The 26267-nt window shown below is 73.0% G+C and carries 24 protein-coding genes; 11 read left to right on the forward strand and 13 right to left on the reverse strand.

Features of this window, described 5'->3' with window-relative positions; translation table 11 throughout:
* Positions 1 to 18 precede the first annotated feature (18 nt).
* A complete protein-coding gene (locus OIE51_RS21325) occupies positions 19 to 714 on the forward strand; it encodes a bifunctional DNA primase/polymerase (protein ID WP_326599344.1) in 696 nt (231 codons plus the stop codon).
* A 27-nt stretch (positions 715 to 741) separates the two neighbouring features.
* On the opposite strand, the gene OIE51_RS21330 is transcribed toward OIE51_RS21325, so the two are convergent.
* A complete protein-coding gene (locus OIE51_RS21330) occupies positions 742 to 1725 on the reverse strand; it encodes a hypothetical protein (protein WP_326599345.1) in 984 nt (327 codons plus the stop codon).
* Positions 1726 to 1811: 86 nt separating this feature from the next.
* Between OIE51_RS21330 and OIE51_RS21335 the strand changes: the two genes are divergently transcribed.
* Positions 1812 to 2567, forward strand: a complete 756-nt coding sequence (locus tag OIE51_RS21335; RefSeq protein WP_326599346.1) for a CDP-alcohol phosphatidyltransferase family protein — start codon at positions 1812 to 1814, stop codon at positions 2565 to 2567.
* Here OIE51_RS21335 and OIE51_RS21340 read toward each other — a convergent pair.
* Positions 2483 to 2953, reverse strand: a complete 471-nt coding sequence (locus tag OIE51_RS21340; protein ID WP_326599347.1) for an adenylyltransferase/cytidyltransferase family protein — start codon at positions 2951 to 2953, stop codon at positions 2483 to 2485. The two genes, OIE51_RS21335 and OIE51_RS21340, sit on opposite strands and share 85 nt — an antisense overlap.
* Positions 2954 to 3126: 173 nt before the next feature.
* Here OIE51_RS21340 and OIE51_RS21345 point away from each other — a divergent pair, with 173 nt between their 5' ends.
* The 3 genes from OIE51_RS21345 to OIE51_RS21355 are packed head-to-tail and all read left to right on the forward strand — an operon-like array spanning position 3127 to position 7459.
* Entirely contained in the window at positions 3127 to 4398 is a 1272-nt protein-coding gene (locus tag OIE51_RS21345; RefSeq protein ID WP_326599348.1) for a glycosyltransferase, read from the forward strand.
* Entirely contained in the window at positions 4395 to 6245 is a 1851-nt protein-coding gene (locus OIE51_RS21350) for a lipopolysaccharide biosynthesis protein (RefSeq protein ID WP_326599349.1), read from the forward strand. Before OIE51_RS21345 ends, OIE51_RS21350 begins: the two co-directional genes overlap by 4 nt.
* Entirely contained in the window at positions 6242 to 7459 is a 1218-nt protein-coding gene (locus OIE51_RS21355) for a hypothetical protein (RefSeq protein WP_326599350.1), read from the forward strand. Before OIE51_RS21350 ends, OIE51_RS21355 begins: the two co-directional genes overlap by 4 nt.
* Here OIE51_RS21355 and OIE51_RS21360 read toward each other — a convergent pair.
* The gene (locus OIE51_RS21360; RefSeq protein ID WP_442811981.1) at positions 7449 to 8426 is read right to left on the reverse strand and encodes a M28 family peptidase; all 978 of its coding nucleotides are present in this window, start codon (positions 8424 to 8426) and stop codon (positions 7449 to 7451) included. The two genes, OIE51_RS21355 and OIE51_RS21360, sit on opposite strands and share 11 nt — an antisense overlap.
* Before the next feature lie 33 nt (positions 8427 to 8459).
* On the reverse strand, positions 8460 to 9929 hold the full coding sequence (locus OIE51_RS21365) for an O-antigen polymerase (RefSeq protein ID WP_326599352.1): 1470 nt from the start codon (positions 9927 to 9929) through the stop codon (positions 8460 to 8462).
* Positions 9930 to 10263: 334 nt separating this feature from the next.
* Between OIE51_RS21365 and OIE51_RS21370 the strand changes: the two genes are divergently transcribed.
* Positions 10264 to 10797: a GNAT family N-acetyltransferase gene (locus OIE51_RS21370; protein WP_326599353.1), complete on the forward strand. Its 534-nt coding sequence runs from the start codon at positions 10264 to 10266 to the stop codon at positions 10795 to 10797.
* Entirely contained in the window at positions 10784 to 11599 is an 816-nt protein-coding gene (locus OIE51_RS21375; RefSeq protein WP_326599354.1) for an MOSC domain-containing protein, read from the forward strand. Before OIE51_RS21370 ends, OIE51_RS21375 begins: the two co-directional genes overlap by 14 nt.
* A gap of 16 nt (positions 11600 to 11615) precedes the next feature.
* On the opposite strand, the gene OIE51_RS21380 is transcribed toward OIE51_RS21375, so the two are convergent.
* Both OIE51_RS21380 and OIE51_RS21385 read right to left on the reverse strand, forming a co-directional pair.
* Complete coding sequence (locus tag OIE51_RS21380; protein ID WP_326599355.1) at positions 11616 to 12149, reverse strand: NUDIX domain-containing protein; 534 nt, start codon at positions 12147 to 12149, stop codon at positions 11616 to 11618.
* Positions 12150 to 12324: 175 nt separating this feature from the next.
* Complete coding sequence (locus tag OIE51_RS21385; protein ID WP_326599356.1) at positions 12325 to 13185, reverse strand: SCO6745 family protein; 861 nt, start codon at positions 13183 to 13185, stop codon at positions 12325 to 12327.
* A gap of 421 nt (positions 13186 to 13606) precedes the next feature.
* On the opposite strand from OIE51_RS21385, the gene OIE51_RS21390 reads away from it, so the two are divergent.
* Both OIE51_RS21390 and OIE51_RS21395 read left to right on the forward strand, forming a co-directional pair.
* Positions 13607 to 13765 carry a hypothetical protein gene (locus OIE51_RS21390; protein WP_326599357.1) on the forward strand — a complete coding sequence of 53 codons (159 nt, stop codon included), beginning with the start codon at positions 13607 to 13609 and terminating at the stop codon, positions 13763 to 13765.
* A 42-nt stretch (positions 13766 to 13807) separates the two neighbouring features.
* On the forward strand, positions 13808 to 14947 hold the full coding sequence (locus OIE51_RS21395) for a glycosyltransferase (protein WP_326599358.1): 1140 nt from the start codon (positions 13808 to 13810) through the stop codon (positions 14945 to 14947).
* Positions 14948 to 15017: 70 nt separating this feature from the next.
* Here the strand turns inward: OIE51_RS21395 and OIE51_RS21400 are convergent, their stop codons facing one another.
* The 4 genes from OIE51_RS21400 to gmd all read right to left on the reverse strand — a co-directional run bounded on the left by OIE51_RS21400 (position 15018) and on the right by gmd (position 20285).
* Positions 15018 to 15845 (reverse strand): glycosyltransferase family 2 protein, encoded by an 828-nt coding sequence (locus tag OIE51_RS21400; RefSeq protein WP_326599359.1) that lies wholly within the window; start codon positions 15843 to 15845, stop codon positions 15018 to 15020.
* Between the two features lie 30 nt (positions 15846 to 15875).
* Entirely contained in the window at positions 15876 to 16352 is a 477-nt protein-coding gene (locus tag OIE51_RS21405) for a hypothetical protein (RefSeq protein ID WP_326599360.1), read from the reverse strand.
* Positions 16352 to 19078, reverse strand: a complete 2727-nt coding sequence (locus tag OIE51_RS21410; protein WP_326599361.1) for a CBM96 family carbohydrate-binding protein — start codon at positions 19076 to 19078, stop codon at positions 16352 to 16354. The genes OIE51_RS21405 and OIE51_RS21410 overlap by 1 nt, the downstream gene beginning before the upstream one ends.
* A 193-nt stretch (positions 19079 to 19271) precedes the next feature.
* Complete coding sequence (gene gmd, locus OIE51_RS21415; protein WP_326599362.1) at positions 19272 to 20285, reverse strand: GDP-mannose 4,6-dehydratase; 1014 nt, start codon at positions 20283 to 20285, stop codon at positions 19272 to 19274.
* Between the two features lie 65 nt (positions 20286 to 20350).
* On the opposite strand from gmd, the gene OIE51_RS21420 reads away from it, so the two are divergent.
* Positions 20351 to 21289, forward strand: coding sequence for a GDP-L-fucose synthase family protein (locus tag OIE51_RS21420; RefSeq protein ID WP_326599363.1), 939 nt, complete (start codon positions 20351 to 20353; stop codon positions 21287 to 21289).
* 5 nt (positions 21290 to 21294) lie between these two features.
* Here the strand turns inward: OIE51_RS21420 and OIE51_RS21425 are convergent, their stop codons facing one another.
* Entirely contained in the window at positions 21295 to 22800 is a 1506-nt protein-coding gene (locus OIE51_RS21425) for a sugar transferase (protein ID WP_442811982.1), read from the reverse strand.
* 330 nt (positions 22801 to 23130) lie between these two features.
* On the reverse strand, positions 23131 to 24024 hold the full coding sequence (locus OIE51_RS21430; RefSeq protein WP_326599365.1) for a LysR family transcriptional regulator: 894 nt from the start codon (positions 24022 to 24024) through the stop codon (positions 23131 to 23133).
* A gap of 81 nt (positions 24025 to 24105) precedes the next feature.
* Here OIE51_RS21430 and OIE51_RS21435 point away from each other — a divergent pair, with 81 nt between their 5' ends.
* On the forward strand, positions 24106 to 25074 hold the full coding sequence (locus OIE51_RS21435; RefSeq protein WP_326599366.1) for a threonine ammonia-lyase: 969 nt from the start codon (positions 24106 to 24108) through the stop codon (positions 25072 to 25074).
* A gap of 6 nt (positions 25075 to 25080) precedes the next feature.
* Here the strand turns inward: OIE51_RS21435 and OIE51_RS21440 are convergent, their stop codons facing one another.
* Positions 25081 to 26259, reverse strand: a complete 1179-nt coding sequence (locus OIE51_RS21440; RefSeq protein ID WP_326599367.1) for a DUF5685 family protein — start codon at positions 26257 to 26259, stop codon at positions 25081 to 25083.
* Positions 26260 to 26267: the final 8 nt, after the last annotated feature.

The raw sequence follows: 26267 nt of genomic DNA on the forward strand, positions 1-26267 counted from the left end.
TGAGGCACGAGGAGGCCCATGGAACGCGAGAGCAGAGTGTCCCGCTGGTTGCGTCGTGGAGCCCGGGGTGCCGCCGCCGGAGCCGCCGCCGCCCGGGTCCGCGAGGAACTGCTGCTCGCCGCCGCCGAGGCGGGATTCCCGCTGGCGCCCGCCGCGTACCCGCAGGACTACGGCTGTTCCTGTGACCGCATCGGCTGTCCCTCGCCCGCCCGCCACCCCGTCTCGCTGACCTGGGCGACCCAGGCGACGACCGACCGGGGCCAGATCCTGCGCTGGCTGAACGCCGAGCCCCGGGCGAATTTCGTCACCGCCACCGGCCGTGCCCACGACGTCCTGGACGTTCCGGCCGACGCGGGCTACGCGGCCCTCGACCGGCTCACGGCCGAAGGCGTGGAGCTCGGCCCGGTCGCGGTGGCCGACCCGGACCGGGTGCTGTTCTTCACCACCACGCGCGGCACACCGGACGACGAGGACGAGTGGTGGCCGTGCGAGCTGGACTGCCACCCGGAGACGATGGACGAACACCCGGGTCTGCGCTGGCACTGTCGCGGCAGCTATGTCCTGCTGCCGCCCTCCTGCCTCCCGGCGGGCGCTGACGCCTCGGTGCGCTGGCTCCGGGGACCGGAGCACCCGCTCCCCGAGCCCCTGACGCTCCTCGAAGCCCTGACGGACGCCTGCGCGGACTACCTGGCCGCGACGGAACCGGCCCACTGAGCCCGGGGCCGGGCCGGGGCGTCGGCGCTACTCGCCGTCGGCCCCGATCACCCCCGCGACGCGGGTGAGGATCTCGATGTCACCCTCGCCCTCGGGGACCAGGGCTACCTGGGTGACCACCCACTCCATGGTCAGGGCCTGTTCGGCCGACCCGTCCATCAGGGTCTCCACCAGCGGGTCGATCACCAGCGGCTCGCCCGGGGCCATCGTCCGCTTCTCGTGGTACTGCGACGTGAACAGCACCAGCGCGCCGCCGTCGGCCGTGCGCAGAGCGACGGGGGCGTACTCCTCGTTCTCCGGGGCCTGGTCGCGGAACTCCGTGATGAACTCCGGCTGGCTGTTGGCCTCTTCGCGGGCCGTCAGGGTGTCCGTCGTGTACGGCCCATCGGTGAACGGGCCGTCGCCCTCGCTCGACAGATAGTCGACGTAGGCCGCGCTCAGCTCACCCGGCTCCAGCGCGAGGCCGGAGTCGGTCCCGCCCTCGACCGGGATGTCCTCCAGGAATCCGTCGCCGTCCTCGGCGAGCTCGGGGAGGTCCTGGGTCGCCAGCACCGCGAGATAGGACACCGTCCACTCCTCGTCGACGCCGTCCCGGGTGAAGATGATCAGCCAGCGGTGCTCGGTGTCGCTCCCGTTGCGCGCGTCCACCGCGAAGTGCTTCGGCCAGCCCGCCTGCTGGGGTATGTGGTAGCGGGGGTCGGCGAGCTCCAGGGGCGTGTAGTTGATGTTGCCCTCCGGCGTCACCTCGTGCCGCGCGGTCAGCTCCGCCTCCCGGATCGCGCCCAACGGGCCCGTCTCCACTGTCGCGTTGAGCTCCGGGTCGTACGTCTCCAGGGCCTCGTTGCTCGTCTCGACGTAGTGCTCGAACGCCCGTTCCGCCTCGTCCTCGGAGAGCGCCGGCACGATCGCGGTCTCGCCGTGCACCGTCATGCAGCCCGACAGGGACGTCACCGTCGCCAGGGCCGTGGCAAGCCCCGCCGTGGCCGTCGTCAGTCGTGCTCGCACCCGCATCGTGGGGCCTCCCCGTAGTTCTCCGCCCGGTCTTCTCGCTCCGGCCCACGCATCGTATCCGTGCGCCGCGTGCGATGATGCCCCGCATGGTGGGGACGGCGCACAGCATGACGTACGGCACGGCGATCGCGCGGCTGCGCGGCGCGCAGAAGACCGCGAAGGGCGTCTCGCTCTACTCGCGTTACGTGAACCGGCCGTTGGGCCGGGTCCTGGCCGCCGCCGCCTACCGGGCCGGGCTCACCCCGAACCAGGTGACCGGCGTCAGCGCCGTCTTCAGCTTCGCCGCCGTCGCCGCCGTCGCCCTCGCGCGCCCCTCGTGGCCACTGGCCCTCGCCGTGTACGCGGGGCTCGTCCTCGGCTTCGCGTTCGACTCGGCCGACGGCCAACTCGCGCGGCTGCGCGCCGAGTCCAGCCCGGCGGGGGAGTGGCTCGACCACGTCGTGGACTGCGCCAAGATCACCGCGCTGCACGCCGCCGTGCTGATCTCGTTCCACCGCTTCTTCGAACTGCCCTCGGACGGCTGGCTGCTGGTGCCGCTGGTGTTCCAGTCGGCCGCCGTGCTGATCTTCTTCGGCGGGCTGCTCACCGACAAGCTCAAGCCCAAGTCCCCGCCCCGGCCGGGCGAGACGGCCGCGCCCCCCTCGCGGCTGCGGGCCGTCGCGCTGCTGCCGGTGGACTACGGGGTGCTGTGCACCGTGTTCGTCCTGCTCGGCAGCGAGCGCGCCTTCCGGTTCGGCTACGCGGCGCTGTGCGCGGTCTACGTGGTCTTCTGCGCGGCGTTCTCGGTGAAGTGGTTCCGCGAGCTGTCGGCCCTCAGCGCGTCCAGGGCGCCCCTGAGCTGAGTGCTGGAGGTGTGCACGGTGTAGGGGAAGTAGACGATCTCCACGCCCACCGTCGCGAAGTCGCGCTCCAGCTTCTCGCCCTTGGCCGTGCCCCGCCAGTCGTCACCCTTGAACAGCACGTCGAAGCGGACCTGTTGCCAGGTGTCCAGCTTGTCCGGCACCGTCTCCACGAACGCCGCGTCCACATAACGGATGCTGCGGACGATCTCCAGCCGCTCCACCAGCGGTATCACCGGCGGCCGTCCCTTGACCAGCTCCGCCATCTCGTCGGAGACCACCCCGGCGACGAGATAGTCGCAGCGACTCCTGGCATGCCGCAGCACGTTGAGATGCCCGACATGGAAAAGGTCGTAGACCCCCGGCGCGTAACCTACAGTGTGCGGCATATGCCCGGCCCCCCCGCTGGTTCACGGCCCCTTGGCCCTTGGCTGATCAACCGAACCATAACGCCCGATCGGCCGCCAGAGAGGTCCGCATGCTGACATGGGGTGGAGTTCTGCGGATAGGCTGGATACTTATCGCTGCCGGGGGAGGCGGATCGAGGGGGAGGAGTTTCACCGTGCGCGACACGTCACGCTCCGGCGTGGAACGACTGCTGCTCGTGTCGACGAACTACGCGCCCGAACAGGCCGGTATCGGCCCGTACGCGGCGCAGATCGCCGAGCACCTCGCCGCCGCGCGCGGCGCCGAGGTGCACGTGCTCGCGGGTATGCCGCACTATCCGGCCTGGCGCGTCGACCCCGCCTGGCGGGGGAAGTGGCGCCAGGTGGACGAGCGCGCCGGAGTACGCATACACCGAAGACGCCATTCCGTGCCCGCGCGCCAGACGGCCGCCCGCCGGGCCCTGTACGAGGCGTCGATCCTCGTCCACGGTCTGGCCGCGCCCCCCCGCATGCCCCGCCCCGACGCCGTGCTCGCCCAGGTGCCCAGCCTGGCCGGCGGGGTGCTCGCGGCCCGCGCCGCGCGCCGGTACGGAGTCCCCTACGTGCCCATCGTGCAGGATCTGATGGGCGCCGCCGCCGAGCAGAGCGGCATCAGCGGCGGCGGCCGGGCCGCGTCCGCCGCGTCCGCCGTGGAGCGCCGCGTGCTGCGCGGCGCCACGCTCGTCGGCATCATCCACGACACCTTCCGCGAGCGCGTCCGCGCGCTCGGCGTCCCCGCGGACCGCATCCGCCTCGTGCCCAACTGGTCGCACGTCAGCGGCCCGGTCGTGCCGCGCGAGAAGACCAGGGCCCGGCTCGGCTGGCCGCCGGACCAGACCGTGCTGCTGCACTCGGGGAACATGGGCCTCAAGCAGGGGCTCGAAGTCCTGATCGACACCGCCCGCCACGCGCCCGAGCTGCGCGTCGTGCTGATGGGCGACGGCAGCCAGCGCCCGCGCCTGACCGAGCTGGCCGCCGGGGTGCCCAACGTCGAGTTCCTGCCGCCCGCCGCCGCCGAGGACTTCCCCGACGTGCTGGCCGCGGCCGACGCCCTCGTCGTCACCCAGCGGGCGGCCGTGCTCGACATGAGCGTGCCGTCCAAGCTCACCTCCTACTTCGCGGCCGGCCGGCCCGTCCTCGCCTCGGTCGCCGCCGGCGGCGGCACCGCCCAGGAGATCCGCCGCTCCGACGCCGGCCGCCTGGTCCCGCCCGAGGACCCCGCCGCCCTGGCCGCCGCCGCCCGCGAGCTGGCCGCCGACCCCGGCGCCGCCGACGCCATCGGGACCAGGGGCGCCGGGTACGCCCGCGACCACCTGTCCCGCGCGGCCGGACTGGACCGTGTCACCGCACTGCTCGACGAGGCACTGGCCCTGGCCGGGCGGCCCGTCCGGAAGGGAAGAGACGCATGAGCGCAGCGCGCGACGACGGCCGCGGCTTCGTCGGCCAGGGCGGCCCGGGCGGCCACTCCGGGCATCCCTACGACGAACCGGACCTGCTGCGCGACCAGTTCCGCCAGCTCCTGCGCTACCGGCTGCTGATCATCTGCGGCATCCTCGTCGGCCTGGCCGGCGGCGGCTGGCTCGGCCTCTCGGCCAACGAGACGTACATCGCCAACAGCGAGATCACTGTCCGGATCCCGACGGCCAGCCTGCTGGCCGAGCCCTCCGCCATCGATCGCGTGGTGATGGGCTCCGAACGCCGCACCGCCGTGAGCAACCTGATCGCCCAGGGCGCCGCCGAGCACCTCGGCCTTCCCGCCGACCGGGCCAGGGGGCTCAGGAGCGGCCTCCAGGTCACCAACCCGCCCAACACCGAGGTGCTGCGCTTCTCGTACTCGGCCGACGACCCGCGGGTGGCCGCCGACCGTGCCGACGCCTTCGTCCGGTCGTACCTGGCGAACCGTCAGGCCGACGCCGAGGAGAGCATCCAGCGCACCATCGAGTCCTACGAGCAACAGCGCGACCCGCTGCTGGAGCGCCGGGCCGAGCTGGAGGACCGCCTGGCCGTCAGCGTGGAGGGCACCACCGGCTACGACCGCACCATCGCCGACCTGTCCGGCGTCAACGACGAGATCTCCGGCATCAACACCGAGATCGCCACCCTGCAGTCCGTGGACACCAGCGGCGGCCGGGTCATCACCGAGGCCGTCCCGCCCGGCAGCCCCTCCGGTCCCGGCCTGCCGCTGCTGCTGGGCCTCGGCTACGTGGTCGGCATCGGCATAGGGCTGCTCGCCGCCTGGGTGCGGCTGGTGTTCGACCCCACCGTCCGGTCGGCGGGTGACGTCACCCGCGCGCTGCGCGCCCCGGTCCTCGGCGTCCTGCCCCGCACCGGGCGCGGCCACCCCGACCAGCTCCTCGCGGAGGGCCGGCTGGCCGAGGAGTACCGCTCGGTCGCGTTCCGGCTCGCCTACGACGAGACGTTCGCCCAGCGCCGCCGGCTGCTGGTGGTCGCGCCGCGCGGCAGCATCGAGACGCCGCTGGCCGCCTCGGTCAACCTCACGGCGGCGTTCGCCGAGATGGGCATGGACGCCCTGCTGGTCGAGGCCGACCTGCGCACGCCCACGCTCACCGACCAGCTCCGGCACGCCGACGGCGTCCGTCCCGGCTGGGCCAGCTCGCCCGGCCGCGAGGACGGCGGCTGGCCGGCCGGCCTGCGGGTGCCGATAGACGCGGGCGAGTCCGGGATCTTCGACCTGGTGCCCGGCCGCCGCGTGCGGAACGTGCCGCGCGCCCTCACCTCCCCGGCCGCCACCCAGCTCATCGGGCACGCCGACACCAAGGGCTCGGTCGTCGTCGTCCTCGCCCCCGCGGTCCTGTCCTACGCCGACGCCATCGCGCTCATCGACCGCGTCGACGGCGTGGTGGTCGTCTGCGACCCGAGCCAGGTGCGCCGCGACGACCTCGCCCGGGTGCGGGAGCTGGTGGTCGGCGCCGGTGGCATCCTGCTCGGCGCGGTGCTGCACTCCTGGGGCAGCGGCAGTGACTACGAGCGGCGGGAGCCGGAGGACGCGGTCCCGAACACCGCCACGACCGGCACCGGCACCGGCACCGCCCGCGCCGCGGCGCCGCCGCGCCCGCGCGCCGCCGTCGACGAACGGATCAGGTACCGCGACGCGCCCGCCCGGGACCGCGAGCGGGACCGGGAACGCCGCGTGCCCCGCCCGCCGGACCCCGACCTGCGCGACATCGGCTCGGAGACCCTGGGCCTGCGCATCCTGGACCCGAGCGATCTGGAAGACGGTTCCCCCCGGCAGTGAGCAGCAGACGCAACGCGGCGGTCGCCGCCTCGGTCGCCGACCAGGGGGTGGCCGCGCTCACCAACATCGCCGTGGTGGTGTGCGCGGCCCGGCAGTCCACGGCGGGCGACTTCGCCTCGTTCGCCGTCGTCTACACGGTCTTCGCGCTGCTGCTCGGCTTCACCGGCGCGTATGTCGGCCAGGCCCTGGTGCTGCGCCAGGGCTCCGAGCCGGAGCTGCACCGGCACTGCGTGGCCTCGGGTGCCTTCACCGCCTACGCCTCCACGCTGCTCGGCGCGGCCCTGACGGCCGTCACGTTCGCGATACCCGGCGGCATCCCCGAGGGCCTGGCGGCGCTCGGTCTGGTGCTGCCGATCGTGCTCACGCAGGACACGGCGCGGTACGCCTTCGCCGTGCTGCGCCGCCCGCATCTGGCGCTCGCCGCCGACTCGTTGCGCTGTGCGGTGGCCATCCCGGTGCTGGCCCTCCAGCCGTACGGGACCGGGCCGGGCCGCATGGTGCTGGCCTGGGGCCTGTCCGCGATCCCGGCCGTGCTGCTGTCGGTGCTGCTGCTGGCCCGCCTCACGCGCGGCGCGGCGCGCGGCGCGCGGGCCCGTTGGCTGCTGGACTCGGGACACCTGGGGCGCCGGTTCGCCGTGGAGTTCGGCGTCGGCAACGCGGCCTCGCAGCTCGCCATCGTCGGCCTCGGCGTCTTCGGCAACCACCTCGCGGTCGGCGCCCTGCGCGGCGCCACCACCCTCTTCGGGCCGATGAACGTGCTGTTCAACGCCGCGACCGGCTTCGGCCCGCCGCTGCTGAGCCGCATCCGCACCCCGCACCGGCAGGCCCGCGCCGCCGGCCTCGCGGGCGGCGGCCTCGCCGCGCTCGCGGCGCTGACGGCCACCGCGCTCGCCCTGCTGCCCACCGGGCTTGGCCGTGAACTCCTGGGTGACACCTGGGAGTCGGCGGCCCGGCTGCTGCCCGCCACGGGCAGTCAGTACGCCGCGATGGCGCTGGGTACCTGCGGCCTGCTACTCCTGCGCGTCCTGGTGCCGCGCGCCACGCTGCCGATCCAGGTGGTCTTCTCGGCCGTGTCCGTCGCCAGCCTGATGGTCGGCTACATGGTCGGCGGCATCCCGGGCGCGGCCTGGGGCCTGTGTGTCGGCTCGGCCGCCAAGGCCGGGGCGGTCTGGCTGCGGGTCGGCCTCGAACTGCGCACGGTGGTCAGGCACTGAGCTCCCACACCGCGTGTGCCAGGGCGTCGGCGGTGCGGTCGAGGGCGGTCTCCGAGACATTGGCGGTGTCGTCGCACGCCTGGTGGTAGCAGGGGTCGAACGGCTCGCCCGCCGTGCCGTCCCACAGCGCGGCCTGCTGCTCGGTCATCGTCTCCCCGGCTCCGGTGAACAGGCCGCTGACCGGGATGCCCGCGTCGAGGAACGGCACGTGGTCGCTGCGGCCGTCCATCTCGTCGGCCGGCTCGACGGCGACGCCGCGCGCGGCGAACCAGTCGGTGAGGACGCCGGCGAGCGCCGGGTCGTCGTCGTAGACGAAGTACCCGGGGTTGGCGGAGCCGGTCATGTCGGAGTTGAGGTAGCCGGTGACGGCGGCCCGGTCGGCGTCCGGCAGGGTGTCCAGGTAGTGCCGGGAGCCGACCATGCCCAGCTCCTCGGCGCCCCACCAGGCGAACCGCAGCCGCTTCGCCGGCGCCAGGTCCGCCTCCGCGACCGCCAGGGCCACTTCGAGCAGGACGGCCGAGCCGGAGCCGTTGTCGTTGATGCCGGGCACCGACCGCACCGTGTCCAGGTGGGCGCCGGCGATCAGCGTCTCGTCGGTGGCGGTGGCGGTGGCGGTGGCGGTGGCGGTGTGCGGCCACTCGGCGACGAGGTTGTAGCCGGTGGCGCCCGCGTGGGTGAACTCCTGCCGGACCGTCGTCCAGCCGGCCTCGTCCAGCAGGGCCTGGAGGTGGTCGACGGCGGCGGCGTAGCCGGGCTGCCCGTGGGCGCGGTCGCCGCCGTTGGCCTCGGCGACCGCCGCCAGGTCGGCCAGGTGCGCGCGGACGTCGGCCACGGCGATGTCGGGGGCCGCCGCCGTGGCGTGCGGGCGCGGTTCGGCGGCGGCGGTGAGCAGCAGGCAGGCGGTCAGCGCGGCGGCACCGGCGCGGGCGAGGCGGGCGAGGCGGGCGAGGCGGTTCACGGCCCGCATCGTGCCGCGCCGGACCGCGTCGGGCGGCCCGGCTCACCGCAGCTGTGCCCTCGGGTCCCCGCGCAGGGTGGTGACCAGGGCCAGGCAGAGCAGCGCGATCCCGATCCGGCCGGACGCCTGGAGCAGCGAGCCGCGCAGCAGGATGAAGCTGTAGCCGGCGAGGACCGGGACGACGACGGCCAGCACGTTGCCCGGCGAGGGGTCGTCCAGCGTCCGCTGCACGTACTTGCGGTCGGTGCGGGCGGCCAGATAGCCCACGGCCAGGAAGCCGGCGAGCATGCCGGGCGCGCCGAAGTCGAGCCACAGCTCCGCCCAGAGGGGGGAGGAGAGGTTGGCGCTGTTGGTGCCCATCCAGCCGCCGACGAGGAAGCCGGTGTCCTGCGGCTTGCCCTCCCACAGTCCGCGCGGCACGAAGAACAGCACGGCGCCCGTCACCTGCTGCCCGTAGGTGTGGCCGTTGCCGTCGGCCTCGTAGGTGATGGTGTTGGCGAACATGTTGACCTGGTCGTAGTCCTTGACGACCAGCGGTTCGAGCAGCGACTGCGTCTCCACCTCCTGCCGCCCGTTCTCGTCGTAGCGGAAACGGTCGGTGAACGGGAAGACCAGCAGCGCGAAGATCACGCCCAGCGCCAGCGCCGCCCGGTACATCACGGGGCTGCGCGGGAAGACGGTGAAGAGCAGCGCGAAGAGGACCGTGAGGAACCAGTAGCGCGGGTTCGAGATCGGGTTGTTGACGATCGCGTTGATCACCAGCAGTCCGGCCCAGGGCAGCAGCACGCTCGGCCGCCGCCGCGCCCGGGGCGAGGTCACCATCCAGCGGGTCAGGAAGAGCAGCGCGAGCATGGCCGGAACGGTGCCGAAGCCGCGCAGCAGCGCGTTGCCCGCCTCGCCGCCCGTGGTGTCGCCGGCCGTCGCCGTGCCGGTGGCCTCGTTCAGGCTGGCGCTGATCTCCTGGCGGCTGGCGAAGAAGACCTGGGGGCCGCCGAGCTGGAGGATGAGCATCGCGCTCGCCACGTAGGCGATGGCCACCAGGATGTAGAGCCGCTGCCGGTGCACGGCGGCGGGCGGGCGGCTCCGGCTGCGCAGCGACGGGCGGTGCCGGGCCAGCAGCGCGCCGAGGTCGAACGCGAACATCCCGCACAGCACCAGGGCGGTCGCGAGCTGCGTGTCGCCGCGCGGGCCGAGCACGGGCGTCGGATCGCGGCCCAGCACGCTCTGCGCGAGCGGCGCGATGCCCATCGCCAGATAGCTGAACAGCCAGAACGCGCCCTGGATCAGCCGCCGCCGCCCGGAGAGCACCATCGCGCACAGCCGGATACCGGCGTAGCCGGCCACGACGAGCTGGAGGGAGAACGTGGTGTCCCGGACCCCCTCGCCCGACTGCGCGGCCACGGCGAGCGGCAGCACGCAGACGATCCCGGCGATCAGCGGCACCGACAGCGGCCGGGACAGCACAGCCCGGTCGGGCACCCGCCGCGCCCGCGCGGCGAAGTCCACCGTCACCGCGTCCCACCCCCCCGCACGCTCACGTCTCCCCCGACCGAGCGGCCAGTCTAAGCGGCGCCCGGAGCTCCGGCGCGCCCCGCGTCATCGGATGCCGAGGAGCGCGGGGCTTCCCGCGTCACCTGACCGACGAGGTCGGCCGCGACATCGTCCGGGCCCACGGCCCCCTCCACGGCCGCCGTCCACGGCCACCTCCCACGGCCACCGTCCACGGTCACCTCCCACGGTCACCGCTCCCGCACCGAGCCCAGGAACCCGGGTCCGCCGCCCCCCCTCGTGACCACCGGCCGACCCGCCCCGGCACGGCCGATCGATCATGAGGCAGGATGGCGGCATGACGGACACCCTGTCCATGCTGTCGTTCCGGCGGGCGGACGAGCGGGACGTGGCCGAGCTGGTCCGGCTGCGCGACACCGCCGCGCGCTGGCAGCTGGAGCGCGGCATCGACCAGTGGCGCCCGGGCGAGCTCGGCGCCGACCACTTCCGCGCACGGCTGCGCGAGGGCGAGGTGTGGATCGCGACGCTCGGCCCGGACGGGCCGGTCGCCGGCGCGTGGGAGCTGTGGTGGGAGGACCCGGGCGCGTGGGGCGAACAGCCGCCGGACGCCGGGTACATCCACCGTCTGATGATCGACCGCCGCGCCGCGCCGCCCGGTGTCGGCCGCCGGATGCTGGCCGAGGCGGAGCACCGGATCGCGGCCACCGGCCGCGCCGTCGCCCGCCTCGACTGCCTGTCCACCAACCCGCGCCTGCGCCAGTACTACCAGGACGCGGGCTACGCGGTGGTCGGTGAGCAGCCGGGCAAGAACGGCGACGGCGGCAAACGGTACGCCGTGACCCTGCTGGAGAAGCGCCTTGAGAGTCGTTGAGCTGCACACGTACCCCGTCAAGGGTTGCGCGGGCATCCCGCTGACCACCGCCATGACGACGCCGGCCGGGCTGGCGCACGACCGGACGTTCATGATCGTCGACGAGGACGGCGTCTTCCGCACCCAGCGCCGCGACCCGCGCCTGGCGCTGATCCGGCCGGACGTCACTCCCGACGGCACGGAGTTGACGCTGACGGCCGAGGGCTTCCCGCCGCTCTCCCTCCCGGTGAGCGTGACGGCCGCGCGCCGCGAGGTGCGGCTCTTCAAGAGCTGGTTTTCGGGCATCGACCAGGGCGCGGCGGCGGCCGACTGGCTCACCGGGTTCCTCGGCGCCCCGAGCCGTCTCGTCCGCGTCCCCCCGGACCACGACCGCGTGACGGACGGCGAGACCCCCGGCACCTCCGGCTACGCGGACAGCAGCGCGGTGCACGTCACGACGCTGGTCTCGCTGGCCGCCCTCAACGCCCGCGCCCCCGCCACCGACGAGCCGCTCCCGATGGCCCGCTTCCGCCCCAACATCGTTCTCGACGGTCGGCCCGGCGACCCCCACGCCGAGGACCGGCTCCGCCACCTCACCATCGGCACGACGGAACTCGGCTTCACCAAGACGGCGATCCGCTGCTCGGTCACCCTGGTCGACCCCGCCACCGGCCACCGCGCCGGCCCCGAACCCCTGCGCACGCTGGCCACCTACCGCCGCGCCCCGGAGGGCGGTGTGTCGTTCGGCGTGAAGTTCTCCGTGACCCGGCCGGGCGAGCTGTCGGTGGGCGACGAAGTGACCGTCGTGAAGTGGGCGGAGTGAGGCACGCCCCTGACCGTCAGCGGCCCGTTTCGTCCAGCAGCACGTAGAGCAGGCCGACGAGCGAGCCGCTGCTGACGATCTCCTGCCGGTCGATCATGCTCCGCACGCCGTCGAGCGGGATCCACTCGATGCGGTCGGACTCGTTCTTCTCGGTCGGCGGCCCGGTATAGGTGGCCTGATCGGCGCGGAACACGTGGTGCTGCGAGTCCGTGATGCCGTTGGCGGGCTCCGCGTAGATCAGCGGCTTCATCGGTCCCGGCCGCCAGCCGGTCTCCTCCTCGGCCTCCCGGGCGGCCGTCTCGCCCGGGGTCTCGTTCTCCTCCACCAGGCCCATGGGGAGCTCCCACGCCCAGGAATCCGTGACGAAGCGGTGCCGCCACATCATGAGGATTTCGCGGTGCTCGTTGAGCACGGCGGCCACGGCCAGGTTGCGCAGCCGCACGACGTGATGCTCGAAGCGGACGCCGTCCGGCTGCTCGACGTCGACCAGGCAGAGATTCACCCAGTGGTTGGTGTAGATCCGCCGCTCACCGTAGGTCTTCCAGAGCACTGGCGTCGCCCCCCGCCCTCGTATGCCACCGACGCGCACGTTGAGCGGCAGTATAGGCGCGGACGGTGACCAACGGGTCCGGCCCGGACGCCCGACGGACGTCCGGGCCGGGTACCGGCGCGGCCGGGGTCAGGAGCCGGGGCAGCCGTGACTCATCGTTCGGGGGCGCGGTGGTTCAGGGGCGCGGCACCCCGATCGGGTTGGGCATCGGGATCACGCCGCTGTCGATCAGGTGGCGGCTGAGGGGGGCCGCCAGGCGGATCGCCTCCTCGGTGTCCTCGCGGCCCAGGTGGGTCACCGGGCCGACGGCCAGGCGGTCGGTGTCCTCCTCGATCGTCAGGCGCAGCGCGTGGCCGCGCTCGGTGAGCCGGCCGTCGGTGCCCAGCAGACCCCGCGAGGTGAGGCGTTCGCGCGCGCGGCCCCACTCCTCGTCGGTCCAGCCCCGGCTGGTCTGGATGACGTCCCGCCGGACATCGCCCGTGGCCACATGGCTCATGCCGGCCTCGACCCCGGACAGGCCCGCGTGCACGAGCGCGACGACGTGCCCGTCGCCCCGGTGCTCGCGCAGCACGGTCGTCGCCAGCCACAGCCGCCCGACGAGCGCGGCCGGGCGGGGCACCGAGGACCAGGCGGCGGCCAGCGCCCGGCCCTCGTAGCCGCAGCCCTGCACGGCCCGCTCCAGCAGGGTGACCAGCCGCTCCAACTCCTGGCGTTCGACGGGCGGCAGGGCCCGTTCGAGCGCGGCCTGCGCGGCCTCCATGCGGGTGCGCAGCACCTTCTCCGGCGTGGCGTGCGACCAGGCGTCCGGCAGCGCCCGCCCCACCCGGCGGGGCGGGAAGGCGAAGAAGAGCGCCTGCGCGGCTCCGGCGTCCAGCGGCCCGGCGGGGGCCACGCGCCCCGCGAAGTAGCCCATCCACCAGCCGATGAGCCCGGTGGAACGGGCCGCCTCGGCGGGCTCGGGGGCGAAGTACACCACCGCGTGAATCGGCTCGGTCGCCTTCCATAACTGCCTGGCGAGCGTGTCGGTCCCGGCCACGTTCGCACCGCCCTTCCGTCCGTACGGGTGCCATCGGGGACACATCATCCGTCCGCCGCCGCCGGAAGGGGAGGGCGCGTCGGGTGTGGCTTCCCCCACCCCGTCAGCCGGTCGGCCCGGAGGGGGAGGCGGGCCTCCACCGGGCGGGGGAGGCCCGCCTCCCGGCGGCGGACGCGGCCCGGGTCGGGTGACGCCAAAGGCGCGGTCCTCGCCGGACGGGGCCCGGGGAACGGGGAGGACGAGATGGAACGGTGGAACGGTGGGACCGGGTCGGGCGGTGCGCGGTCCGCGGGTCGAGCTCGCCGTTCGCGTCGAGCGGCTGGAAGCCACCGTTCACGCTGTACGTCGCGGTGGCGGAGCCGGCCGGCACCACCCCGCCCTAACACCACGCCCTAACACCTCGCCCGAACACCCCGCCGCCGTGATGGCACCGCACCTCGCCGCCGTGGTGGCCGGCGCGGTCGTGCCGGGGGCGCCGATCCGCTTCTCCGGCGCCACCTCCTGGGCCCCGGCGGCGACTACCGTGCGCGACAAGTCCGGTACTCCGCTCGAATCGGCGTCAAACACCCCCGGGAGCTGAGATCATCGTGCGAGCAGTTGGTGCCGGAGGAGGGGAGCAGCCGTGAAGGTGCTGCATGTGGTGACGCTGCACACGCCCACGCACGAATTCGGGGGACCCACGCGGGTCGCGCTGAATCTGTGCCGGGGACTGCGTGAGCGCGGGGAGCGGGCGGTGCTCGTCGCGCTGGGGGACGGGTTCGACGGCGATCGGATGCCGCGGGATGTGGACGGGGTGCCCGTCCGGCTGTTCCAGGCGCGGCACGTGCTGCCGCGCTTCGAGGTGAGCGGCATCACCTCGCCCGAGCTGCTGGCCCGGGCCTGGGCCTATGTGCGATCGGCGGATGTCGTGCACGTCCATCTGATGCGGGACTTGATCACGCTGCCGATCGCCCTGCTCGCCCTCCAGGCCGGGACGCCGCTGGTGCTCCAGACCCACGGCATGGTCGACCCGACCGAGAAGCGGGTCGCGCGGCTCGTCGACGCGCTCGGGGTGCGGCGCGTGCTGAAGAAGGCCGACGCGGTGCTGTGCCTCACCGATCGCGAGCTCCGCGAGACCGCCGAGGTGGTGGCGCCGGAGCCCATCGCACCGCAGTTCCGCCTCGTCAACGGCGTCGCCGCGCAGGAGAAGCGGCGGGTGACGGCCGGGCCGCCGACCGTGCTGTATCTGGCTCGGGTGCAGGCCGGGAAGCGGCCGGAGGATTTCATCGGGGCGATGCCCGCCGTCCTGGAGCGGTACCCCGAGGCGCGGTTCGTGCTCGCCGGTCCCGACACGGGCGCGCTGGAAGGGACGTTGGCCAGGGCCGAGGTGCTGGGCGTCCGGGGGTCGCTCGACCATGTGGGGGCGCTGGACGGCGACGAGGTGATGGAACAGCTGCGTGCCGCCGACGTGTTCGTGCTGCCGTCCATCCAGGACGCCTTCTCCGTCTCCGTGCTGGAGTCGATGTCGGTGGGCACCCCGGTCGTCGTGACCGCCACCACGGGCCTGGCGTCCGATGTCCAACGGGCGGGCGCCGGGCGGGTCGTGGCGAGCGAGCCGGACGCCGACAACGGGCCGCTGGTCGCGCGGGCCGTGCTGGAGCTGCTGGACCGGGAGGCCAACGAGAAGGCTTCCCGCGCCGCGTTCGAGCTGGTGCGGGACAGCTTCACCATCGAGAGCGTGCTGGACACGCTGCTCGACATCTACGCACGCCTGCGGGCGTGACGGTGTCGTGCGCGCTCACCGCCCCCGCCCCTCCTCGGAACGGTGGGCGCGCACCGACGCCACGCGCTGACTAACCGTCGCGCAGTTCCCTGGCCTTGAGGCCGATCTGCCAGCGGTAGAAGCTCATCGCCAGCGCGTAGTCGAAGCCGGCCCGGCCGTCGAGGAAGCCACGCCGGTAGACATAGGCGTAGGCGAACGACACCAGCGGCTTCAGCGGCGCCCGGTGGAAGATCTGGCCCTGCCGGGTCTTGGCGGTCCGGATCTGCTCCCGCACCTCGGGGTGCTCCTCCAGCCACGCCTCCCAGTCCGAGTACCGGTTGTGCCGGTCGAACCAGGTGCGCACCGGGTCGAGGTCCATGTGCTCGATCGGGGCGCTCAGCCGGTACACCGGCTCGGCCAACGGCTGGTAGTGGCCTTCCTGTTCGCCCATGCCGGGGGCGTCGAGGTCGTCCGGCTCGGGGAACCGGGCGCGCGTGCGGTCCAGCAGCGCGCGCTTGACGATCGTGTAGCCGTGCCGCAGCCGCTTCCCGCCGAACCAGTAGCCCAGCGGGATGTCGAACGCGGCCGGCTTGACCGGCCTGCCGTCCAGGAAGATCCGGCGCAGCTCGGCGAGCAGCTCCTCGCTCGGCATCTCGTCCCCGTCGACGAACAGCATCCACGGGATCTCGGGGCGCACGTGGTCGAGGCACCACTGCTTCTTCTTGGGGTACTTGCCGTCCCAGGTGTAGGGGACGACCTCCGCGCCCTCGGCCTTGGCGAGGGCGCGGGTGTCGTCGGTGCTGTCGGAGTCGACGACGACCACGGCCGCGAAGTGATCGATGACCGAACGCACCGTGGTGGTGATGTTGGCCGCCTCGTTCTTGGTCGGTATCGCCACCACGATCGGTAGACGGGTCACGCTTCTCCTCATGCGTTCACTCGGATTGCCTCACTCGGACTGGGTGAGCAGTTCGGCGTATTCGGGGCACAGGTGCTCGATGGCGGCCTCGGCGTCCGGGATCTCGCCCTCGTTCAGGGCGTCGGCCACGCCCTCCGGGTCGTGCCGCTCCAGGTAGCCGAGACGGTCGCAGGCTTCCTGGCCCAGCTCCAGGATGGCCGCCGGATCGGCGCCCGCCGGGACCCGGTCGGTCAGGTACTCCTGCTGCTCCTCGGTGAACTCGCCCTCGGCAGGCGTCAGTTCATCGGTGGGCACCGTCTCGTCCGGGATGCCGTCGTCGGTCGGCTCGTCGCTCCCGCCGTCCTCGCCCTCCACCGAGGGGGAGGGCGCCGGCTCCTCGGCCGACGAGTCGTCGCCCCCGCCGCCGCAGGCGGAGACGGACAGCGCCAGCACCGCCGCCGCCGCGGCGGCCGTGAAGGCCGCCGCGGCACGGGATGCCCGCGCGCGATGCGTCAGGCGCAGGTGCATCAGGGTGCTCCGAAGGTCAGCAGGAGCTGGGGACGGTAGCTCGCCGTCGAGTACTCGCCGGACCACAGCCACAGACTGTCCGTCCCGGCGCTGGTCAGCGCCAGGTCGTACTGACTGCCCAGAGCCGCTTCGATGGTGTCGAGATCCAGCTGGACCGTGTGCGAACCACCGGGGGTGTCCGGCGCGTTGAGCGTGCCCAGCACCGTACTGCCCAGCGCCGGGCGGGTGGCGTACGTGGCGCCCGTCTCCGTCCAGGCGCCGTTGATCGGCACGACGCTGAAGTCGTCCACCGATCCGGCGATCGAGTCGCCGCTCACCCGCACCCGCAGTGCCGCGCTCTTCAGCACCTGCCCCGAAGGGGCCGCCGGAATATCGAAGTTGAGATAGCTCTCGTACGCCGACGTGCCGCGGACCGCGAGCTGCGAGTTGGTCCCGTAGTTGGTGGTGGTGGCCGAGCCGTTCACATACGTGTCGGCCGTCGGCTCCACCGCGGTGACCGTGTCGGTCGGCGCCGTCGCCGCCGCGTAGTGCGCGCCGATGCGCGTCGCGGAGAGCTGGGCGCCGTAGACGGCGGCCTCGTCGATCTGACCGGCGAAGAAGTCGCTGGCCGGCCGGCTGGGCCAGCCCTGGAGGCTGTCGCCGCCGACGCGCCAGTAGCTGGTGGCGTTCCTGGCCGAGGTGGTCAGGATGCTGCTGGCGACCTGCTGTCCGTCCACGTACAGCCGCATGCCGTTGTTGCCGACCGAGGCGGCGACGTGGTGCCAGCGGTTGTCGTTGTACGAACGGCTGCTGGTGATCGTCCGGTAGGTGAGGTTGTACAGGCCGAACGTCAGGCGGCCGTCGTTGAGCATGTAGATCTTGTTGTCACGGGTGGTGCTCTCCTCCAGGACGCGGTTGCCCTGGCCGATGAGCTGGCCGCCGGAGGTGGTCGACGTCTTGAACCACGTCTCCAGGGTCAGCCGCGTCACGCCCGAGTAGATCCGGTCGCTGTAGGTGTAGGCGTCCGTGCCGTCGTAGCCGATGCCCGCGGCGTCGGTGCCGGGCACGGCCGGCGGGGTCACACCGCGCGTCGGGCCGCCGCGGTGGACGCCGCCGCTGTTGTTGCCCGAGGAGTCGGAGGCGAAGGTGTTCGCCGGCTCGTCGAACCGCCAGTACAGCAGCGGGTTGTCGGCGCGGACCGCGTCGGCGTACGGCTGGCCGCTGCCGGCCGCCGTGATGGTGACCGGCGTGGACAGCGCGCTGGTGTTGCCGGCCGCGTCGGTGGCCGTCACCCGGTAGGTGTGGGACTCGCCCGCCGTCACGCTGGTGTCCGCGTAGGTCAGCTGGGTCCGCACCCACGGCACCGAGCTGGAGTCCACGGTGTGGACCGGCGAGCTGCCGCCGTCGCGGTAGACGCGGTAGGTGAGCCGGCTGTCGTCCAGGTCCAGGCTGGGCCGCCAGGTGAAGTCGATCCGCCCGGGGACGAGGCTGGTGGCGTGCGTCTCCGGGGTCGACGGGGTCTCGGTGTCGGGGGAGCTGGCGAAACGGGTCAGGCCCCACTGCGCCACGCCGTTGACGGTGGTGAAGCCGCCGCCGATCCAGAGGAAGTCCCGGTTGTCCGACGGGTGATCGGTGGACAGGGACAGCACGCGCGGGCCGATCGCCTCGCCGAGGCCGTCGTTGGTGTTGGGGAACCAGCCGAGCTTCGTCTGATTCGTCACGTCCTGCGCGAACATGTGGTAGCGCGGCTGGTTGGGGAATTCGCCCATGCTGGAGCAGTCGTGCGCGTGGTGCACGCTGTACAGGGCGTTGTTGTAGGGCAGCACGTCCTGCGTGGCGCCCAGGCAGGTGTCTCGCCAGCGCTGGTTGAAGTTGCTCAGGTTGAACGCCGCCCGGCCGTCGAACACGCCGCCGCCGGTGCCCTCGTTGCCCGTGTAGAAGCTGGTCGAGTCGGTGGCGATGGACTGCACCGTCGAGTTGGTGTGGAAGAAGCCGACCGGGTAGGTGCGCACATTGGCCCCGGTGCTGGCGCTCACGATGGCCAGCGCGTGCGAGTCGGCGCCGTTCATCCGGAAGAAGTCGCCGCCCAGGATGACGTTCTGGCCGTCCGGGGTGAGAGCGATCGCCTTGCCGATCTCGTCGGCGTTGGCCGTCCAGCTCTGGACCGCGCCGGAGGTGTCGACCGCGCCGAAGCGCGACCGCTGCTGGCCACTCAGCTCCGTGAAGTCACCGCCCAGGTACACCCGGTCGGTGCCCGCCTCGATGGCCCGGACGATGCCGTTGGCCGCGGTGGGGAACGAGACGCGGTCGCAGCTCGGGATGTCGAACGCGGCCAGGCTGCTGGCGCCCGAGCCGTTGACCGAGCCGAAGCTGCCGCCGACGTACAGCGTCTCGCCGTCCGGCGACACGTCCATCGCGCGGATCGTCGCGGTGCCGGTGCCGATGGTGAACGACAGGTCGCAGCTCGCCACCGGCTCACCGGTGGCGGCGTCCAGGGCCGCGAAGTTGAGCGCGGGCTGCTCCTGGGTGCCGGACGCGGCGCCGGGCGGGCGGATGGTGGAGAACGTGCCGCCGACGTAGACCACGCCGTCGGCCTCGGCCATCGCGTAGACAACGCCGTTGGTCTGCCAGGTCGGCAGCTCCTCCGCGGTCACGCCGACCGGCGGGGTGAGGGCCTCGGCGGACGAGCCGTTCAGCACGTTCGACCCCGCCATCACCCCCGCGGCCAGCGTCAGCACGGCGCCCACGGCCACCCCGGCGCGCAGACCACGTCTGCGGTGCTTCCCGCGGACCTCTCGGTCTGCTTGTCGTCGAATCCTCATCGCCTCACCCATTTCCCAGCTACCCCGGTTATCCCGGACTTTCGCGCACTTGATGACCAACGGACCGGGCGGCTGGTTGTGCACTTGTTGCTACGCCTACAACGCGAATCGGTAACGCTCATCGATCGATCCGGACCCTAGCCCCGCTCAACTCGGCGTCCAGCGCGGCGATGTCCGCCTCGACCATCAGCTCCGCGAGCTCGCGCCACCGCACGGCGGGCTCCCAGCCGAGCAGGTCGCGCGCCTTGCTGGCGTCGCCGACCAGTGCGTCCACCTCGCTGGGCCGTTCGTACTTGGGGTCGAACAGGACGTGCTCGGTCCAGTCCAGACCGCCCGCGGTGAACGCGGCCTGGAGGAAGTCCCGGACGGTGGCCGGCACTCCGGTGGCCACCACGTAGTCGTCCGGCTCGTCGCGCTGGAGCATCCGCCACATCGACTCGACGTATTCGGGCGCGTACCCCCAGTCCCGGACCGCGTCCAGATTACCCATGTACAGGCGGTCCTGGAGGCCGGCCCGGATCCGGGCCACGGCCCGCGTGATCTTCCGGGTGACGAACGTTTCACCCCGGCGCGGCGACTCGTGATTGAACAGGATGCCGTTGACCGCGAACAGTCCGTATGCCTCTCGGTAGTTCACCGTGGACCAGTAGCTGTAGACCTTGGCGCAGCCGTACGGGCTGCGCGGGTGGAACGGCGTCTTCTCGTTCTGCGGCGGTGGGGTCGCGCCGAACATCTCCGAGGACGATGCCTGGTAGATCCTGGTGTCGATGCCGCTCGCCCGGATCGCCTCCAGCAGCCGCAGCGTGCCGAGCCCGGTGACGTCCGCCGTGTACATCGGGGCGTCGAAGGAGACCCGGACGTGTGACTGGGCGCCGAGGTTGTACACCTCGTCGGGCCGCAGCTCGCGGAGCAGGTTCACCAGCGCCACTCCGTCGGACAGGTCGGCGTAGTGCAGCACCAGTGTCCGGCCCGGCTCCTGCGGGTCCTGGTAGACGTGGTCGATCCGTTCGGTGTTGAAGGTCGAGGCGCGGCGCACGAGCCCGTGCACGGTGTAGCCCTTCTCCATGAGCAGCTCGGCCAGATATGACCCGTCCTGGCCGGTGACACCGGTGATCAGCGCGGTTTTACCCATGAATGATCCCCTAAATGAATCTGATGTGGTCATTGTGTGAGGGGTGCCTGGCACAATCTCGTGCCATGACAACTCTGCTTCAGCCGGCCACCCGGATATTCGTCGCGGGTCACCGCGGCCTGGTCGGGTCCGCCATCGCCCGCGTCCTGGCGGACGAGGGCTACGACGTGGTGACCAGGACCCGGGCCGAGCTGGATCTGCGGGACGAGGAGCGGACGCGGGAGTACCTGTGCGACGTCCGGCCGGACGCCGTGGTGCTGGCCGCCGCCACGGTGGGGGGGATCATGGCGAACCAGACGTTCCCTGTCCGCTTCCTTGAGGACAATCTGCGGATCCAGCTCAGTGTGATCGCCGGGGCGCATGCCGCCGACGTCGACCGGCTGTTGTTCCTCGGCTCGTCGTGCATCTACCCCAAGCTCGCCCCGCAGCCCATCACCGAGGATGCGCTGCTGACGGGACCGCTGGAGCCGACGAACGAGCCGTACGCCCTGGCGAAGATCGCGGGGATCTCCCAGGTGCGCTCCTACCGTCGGCAGTACGGACGGTCCTACATCTCCGCCATGCCGACAAATCTCTACGGGCCCGGGGACAATTTCGACCCCGAGACCTCTCATGTGCTGCCCGCGCTGATCCGCCGCTTCCACGAGGCGAAGCGGGAAGGCCGCCCGGAGGTGGTGCTGTGGGGCACGGGGACACCGCGCCGCGAGTTCCTGCACAGCGACGACCTCGCGCGGGCCTGCCTGCTGCTGCTGCGCGAGTACGACGACGGGTCGCCGGTCAACGTCGGCTGCGGCGAGGACCTGACGATCGCGGAGCTGGCCGCGACGATCGCCGACGCCGTCGGCTACACCGGCCGGGTCGCGTGGGACCCGGCCAAGCCGGACGGGACGCCGCGCAAGCTGCTCGACATCGGCCGGCTGCGGAAGCTGGGCTTCGCCCCCGGCATCCCGCTGGCGCGCGGCATCCGGGAGACGTACGAGTGGTGGCTGAACCATGCCTCTTGAGCCCCCTAGTACGCGCCGCGGCCATCGACCACCGCGCGGAGGGTGCGGGCCAGCACGTCCAGGTCGCCGGTGACCGACCAGTTGTCCGTGTAGAAGAGATCGAGCGCCAGCCCCTCGTCCCAGGAGAGGTCCGAGCGCCCGCTGACCTGCCACAGACCGGTCAGGCCCGGCCGCACGCCGAGCCGGCGCAACTCCACCGCGCCGTACCGGGCGACCTCGTCGGGCAGCGGCGGGCGCGGGCCGACCAGGGCCATGTCGCCACGCAGCACGTTGATGAGCTGCGGCAGCTCGTCGAGCGAGGTGCGGCGCAGGACGCGCCCGAGGCGGGTGACGCGGGGGTCGCGGCGGATCTTGAACAGCGGTCCGGCCAGGTGCTCGTTGTCCGCCTCCAGCTCGGGCCGCCGCTGATCGGCGTCGGCGACCATGGTGCGGAACTTCCAGAGGGTGAACGGCGTGCCCCGGAAGCCGATCCGGGTCTGCCGGTAGAGCACCGGGCCGCGCGAGTCCAGCCGGACCGCGAGGGCCAGCGCGAGCAGCGGCGGGCTGAGGACCAGCAGGATCAGCGCGGCGGCCACCCGGTCGAGCACGCACTTCAACGCCGGTTGCGTACCCCGGCGCAGCGGTGGCGCGATGTGCAGGAGGTTGAGGCCGGCGGTGGCGGAGACCGACAGTCTGCGCAGCGCCACCTCGGTCAGCCCGGAGGCGATCGCCAGCGACAGGCCGGCGTCCTGCACGGCCCAGGTCAGCCGCCGCAGCCGCTCCCCGGTGAGCCGCGAGCCGGGCACGACGAGCACCATGTCCGCGTCGTGGCGGCGCGCGGCGGCCAGCACGATGGAGCCGTCGGGCCCCTCGGGTATCAGATCCGGGACGGCGAGGGCCGGTTCGGGGTCCGGGTCGATCAGCCGGCCCAGCTCGGGAACGCCGCCGGTCAGCTCGCCGGCGCCGGCCGGCACGATGCCGATGACCACATAGGCGTGGTCGGTGCGGGCGGCGAGCTGGGCGGCGACCGCGTCGGCGGTGGCCGGCTCGCCCACGACCAGCACCCGGCGCAGGGCGTGCGCCTGGTGGCGCTGTCCCGTCAGGTGGCCGTGGATCGCCGCGCCGGTCACAGCGGTGATCAACAGGGCGGGAGTGAGGCCGAGAAACGCGGAGGAGACGGCGGAGGTCTCGCCGGTCACCGCGCGGAGACCGGCGAGCAGGCCGAGCATGATCAGCCAGTCGTGGACGGTGGCGAGGAAACCGCGCGATTCGCCCAGCGTCCTGGCGCCGTAACGGCGGCCGAGAGAACGGACGGTGAGCCAGCAGAACGTGGCGACGGTCGCCGAGGCGAAGGGACGGGTTTCGGAGGCGAAGGCATAAGCGAGCGAGACGGGGACGAAGACCCCCAGCGCGTCGGCGGCGACGGCGACCAGTGGATACCAGCGAGCGGTATCGCGGCTTCGGACTGAGCGGTGTCCGGCCACGGTTGGTCTTCGTATCGTGCCTGTACGCGATGGTTGTGGATGACGCATGAACCCCCCAAGGCCATGATGCGACAGCACTGCGGAGACAATGTAACGACCTGCGGCGACAAAGAAGGCGCGCAACCATCTCCCCGTGAGTGCGCGCCTCTGCCGTTGAAAAAGATTAGGGCATCCAACAACCGTTTGGCTGTCGTTTGTTGTAACTTTCCGAAAGCGCCCGGTTCATCGTCCGGATTTTTCCCGATCTGTCCGGCATGTATATGCACACGGCCGCAGTGTGATCGCCTTCCGTTGCTCACCGTTCGCACATCACGTCGCGGGGGAACGGCGAAGAAATCGTGAGAGTTTGTTTGAACTCGCGGAAGGTGCGCCGGAGGGCTACCAGACCGTCGTGTCGACCGCCGACAACGCTTCCGCGAACGCCTGAACGGGCAGTGCCGCGGGCGGCTTTCCGTACACCGCGAGCGATACGCGGCGCAGGTCGCCGGGCAGCCGGTCCGCCCGCACGCCGGGGTGGCGGTGCGCGGCGAGCGCGAGCCCCGGCAGCACGCCGACCCCCAGACCGGCGGCGACGAGCGCCTGCACGGCCACGTAGTCGTCGGTCTCGAACGTGATCCGCGGCGCGAACCCGGCGCGTTCGCACAGCGCCGCCAGATGGGTGCGGCAGCGTTCGCAGCCGGCGATCCAGTTCTCCCCGGCGAACGTGGCGAGTTGGCCGCGCGGCCCGGCGAACTCACCGTCGGCCGGCGTCACCACGTACATCGGTTCCTCCCGCAGCGGCGTCACCGTGGTGTGGCGTCGGTCACCCGGCACCGGCTCGCCGTGCTCGAAGATCAGCGCCGCGTCCACGTCCGCGTTCCGCAGCGCGGTCAGCGCCTCCGGCGGCTCGGCCTCGGTGAGCGCCAGCTCGATCCCGGGGTGGTCCGCCGCGAGCCGCGCGGCGGCCGGCGGCACCAGCGTCGCCAGCGCCGAGGGGAAGGCGGCCAGCCGCACCCGGCCGGTGCGCAGCCCGGCGTGGGCGGCCAGCTCCGCTCGCGCCGACTCGACCTGACCGAGGATCTCCTCGGCGCGGGCCACCAGGAGCCACCCGGCGTCGGTGAGCAGGATGCCGCGCCCGGCCCGCCGCACCAGCACCACGCCCACCTCGGCCTCCAGCCGGGCGAGGTGGTGGCTGACCGAGGGCTGCGCGTAGTGGAGCGCCTCGGCGGCGGCGGTGACCGAGCCCTCCCGGGCCACCGCGACCAGGATCCGGAGCCGGGTGAGGTCGAGCACGCTCGAACTATAGACAGAATCGATGCGTCCAGAGAAAACCGGCATTGGATCTATTGGTCCCGTTCGTGGCACCGTGGTCGTATGCGACCGCCGACGATCACCGACGCCCTGCGCGCCCGCCGCCTGCTGGCGGACCACCTGCCGCCCACCCCGATGTGGTCCTACCCGGCGCTGAACGCCGCCGCCGGGGCCACCGTCCTGATCAAGCACGAGAACACCCAGCCGACCGGCGCCTTCAAGGTGCGCGGCGGCCTCACCCTCCTCGCGGGGATGGACCCGGCCGAACGCTCCCGCGGCGTCCTCGGGTACTCCACGGGCAACCACGCCCAGTCCCTCGCCTACGCCGCCGCCCGGTTCGGCGCGCCCTGCGTCATCGTCATGCCCGAGGACCCGAACCCGGCCAAGGCGCGGGCGGTGCGCGCGCTGGGCGCCGAGCTGATCGAGCACGGCGCGGACCTCGACGCCGCCGCCGCGCACGCCGGGAAGGTCGCCGCCGACCGTGGCATGCGGCTGGTCAGCGCGGGCGACGAACCGGCCCTCATCGCCGGGGTCGCCACCGCGTACCTGGAGGTCTTCGAGCGGGAGCCCGCGCTCGACGCGATCGTGGTGCCGGTCGGGGCGGGGAGCGGCGCCGCCGCGGCCTGTCTGGTCGCCGCCGCCGTGGCCCCCGGCTGCCGGGTGATCGCCGTCCAGTCCGCCGCCTCGCCCGCCGCGTACGAGTCCTGGCGGGCGGGTGTGCCGCTGACCCGGCCCAACCGGACCCGGGTGGAGGGCCTCGCCGCCGGCTGCGGGTTCGCGCTGCCCCAGGGGCTGCTGCGCTCGCGTCTGGCCGACTTCGTGCTCGTCGACGATGACGCCATCGCGGAGGCCCAGTGGACGCTGATGCGCGACGCGCACACCCTGGCCGAGGGCGCGGGTGCCGCCGCGCTGGCCGCCGTGCTCGCCGCCCCCGGGGACTTCGCCGGGCAGCGGGTGGCCGTGATGGTCACGGGCGGAAACGCCAGCGAGCGCGAGATCCGCGCCTGCGGCGGCATCACCGCCGCCGCCTGAGCGTCCCTAGCAGTTGCAGTCGCAGTCGCAGTCGCAGCAGCAGCCGTCGCCGCAGCCACAGTCGCAGCCACCGCAGCAGTCACCGCAGTCGGACTTGTGGCACCAGCCCTCGCGCTCCTCGCCGCTCCACGGATCGTGGTACGGGTCGCGGCAGCACAACTGGCAGGTGCAGAAGAGCCCGGTCCACACCGCGCAGCCCGTCACCATCCCGCGCCGCCTGCCCCGGTTCGGCGGCGGTGGCTCCGGCGGCGCGCCGGGCGGTCCGTACGGAGGCCCGTAGGGACCGCCCGGGGCCGACAGCGCCCGCGCCCCGTGCGCCCCGTGCCCGCACGTCGTGCCGAACGCGCGGTCCACGGCGCGGCGCAGTTCGTGGTCGAGCAGGATGTGCGTCAGCCGCCGGTCGGTGAACTCGGCCTCGCGCAGTGCCAGCCGCACCCCGTGCGCGGCGTCGTCGCACAGCCGCCGCAGCTCGGGCAGCGGCGTCGCGGTGGCGGCGATCGGGTTCCACGCGCCCGACGCCGCGTCGGCCGTCATGTCCTCGACGGCGTCCAGCAGATGGGCGATCCGCCCGAAGAGCCGCCCGGCCTCCGCCAGCGGCTCCGCGTTCCCCGGCCGCCCGGCGAGCAGGGCGGTGTGCGCGAACGCCGCCGCCGTGGCCGTCTCCGTCGGCTCGGTCACCGCGAGCAGCGGCGTGCCCGGCCCGGCCAGCGCCTCGATCCCCTGCTGCCGGTCCACGGCCTCCACGAGCACCGTCGTGTCGAACCCGACCGCCGCGCCACCGCGCGCCCCGGCCGCGTCCCAGCCCCGGGCGACCCGTCGCGCGGCGGCGGCCAGGGAGCGCCGCGCCAGCACCCCGTCGCCGTCGAGCACGTGGTCCCTGATCTTGGCCGACGCCAGCACCAGCGAGACCGCCGCCGCCAGCTTCGCGCCCTCGCCGCGCGCCACCGGCGCTGTCCGCATCGCCCGCAGCGGACACGGCCCGGCCGTGCGCCGGGCGGCGGGCGACCGTTCCGTCTGGGCGTCGAACAGGACGGATATCAGCAGCCCGTCGTAGTTGGTGGCGACGCGCGCCGACTGGCCATGCGTTCCCCGCAGGGCCAGGCACAGCCCGCACAGATGGGCCAGCCACTCGGCCGCCAGCCCCTCGGACAGGCGGTGCCGGCAGGGCCTGATGATTCCGAACACGTTCGTCC

The organism is Streptomyces sp. NBC_01803 (assembly GCF_035917415.1).
Taxonomy (GTDB): domain Bacteria; phylum Actinomycetota; class Actinomycetes; order Streptomycetales; family Streptomycetaceae; genus Streptomyces.

Coding starts and splice junctions, on each gene's coding strand:
- OIE51_RS21325 (WP_326599344.1), top strand. CDS start 19: ATGGAACGCGAGAGCAGAGTGTCCCGCTGGTTGCGTCGTGGAGCCCGG.
- OIE51_RS21330 (WP_326599345.1), bottom strand. CDS start 1,725: ATGCGGGTGCGAGCACGACTGACGACGGCCACGGCGGGGCTTGCCACG.
- OIE51_RS21335 (WP_326599346.1), top strand. CDS start 1,812: ATGGTGGGGACGGCGCACAGCATGACGTACGGCACGGCGATCGCGCGG.
- OIE51_RS21340 (WP_326599347.1), bottom strand. CDS start 2,953: ATGCCGCACACTGTAGGTTACGCGCCGGGGGTCTACGACCTTTTCCAT.
- OIE51_RS21350 (WP_326599349.1), top strand. CDS start 4,395: ATGAGCGCAGCGCGCGACGACGGCCGCGGCTTCGTCGGCCAGGGCGGC.
- OIE51_RS21360 (WP_442811981.1), bottom strand. CDS start 8,426: ATGCGGGCCGTGAACCGCCTCGCCCGCCTCGCCCGCCTCGCCCGCGCC.
- OIE51_RS21370 (WP_326599353.1), top strand. CDS start 10,264: ATGACGGACACCCTGTCCATGCTGTCGTTCCGGCGGGCGGACGAGCGG.
- OIE51_RS21405 (WP_326599360.1), bottom strand. CDS start 16,352: ATGCACCTGCGCCTGACGCATCGCGCGCGGGCATCCCGTGCCGCGGCG.
- gmd (WP_326599362.1), bottom strand. CDS start 20,285: ATGGGTAAAACCGCGCTGATCACCGGTGTCACCGGCCAGGACGGGTCA.
- OIE51_RS21420 (WP_326599363.1), top strand. CDS start 20,351: ATGACAACTCTGCTTCAGCCGGCCACCCGGATATTCGTCGCGGGTCAC.
- OIE51_RS21425 (WP_442811982.1), bottom strand. CDS start 22,800: ATGCGTCATCCACAACCATCGCGTACAGGCACGATACGAAGACCAACC.
- OIE51_RS21435 (WP_326599366.1), top strand. CDS start 24,106: ATGCGACCGCCGACGATCACCGACGCCCTGCGCGCCCGCCGCCTGCTG.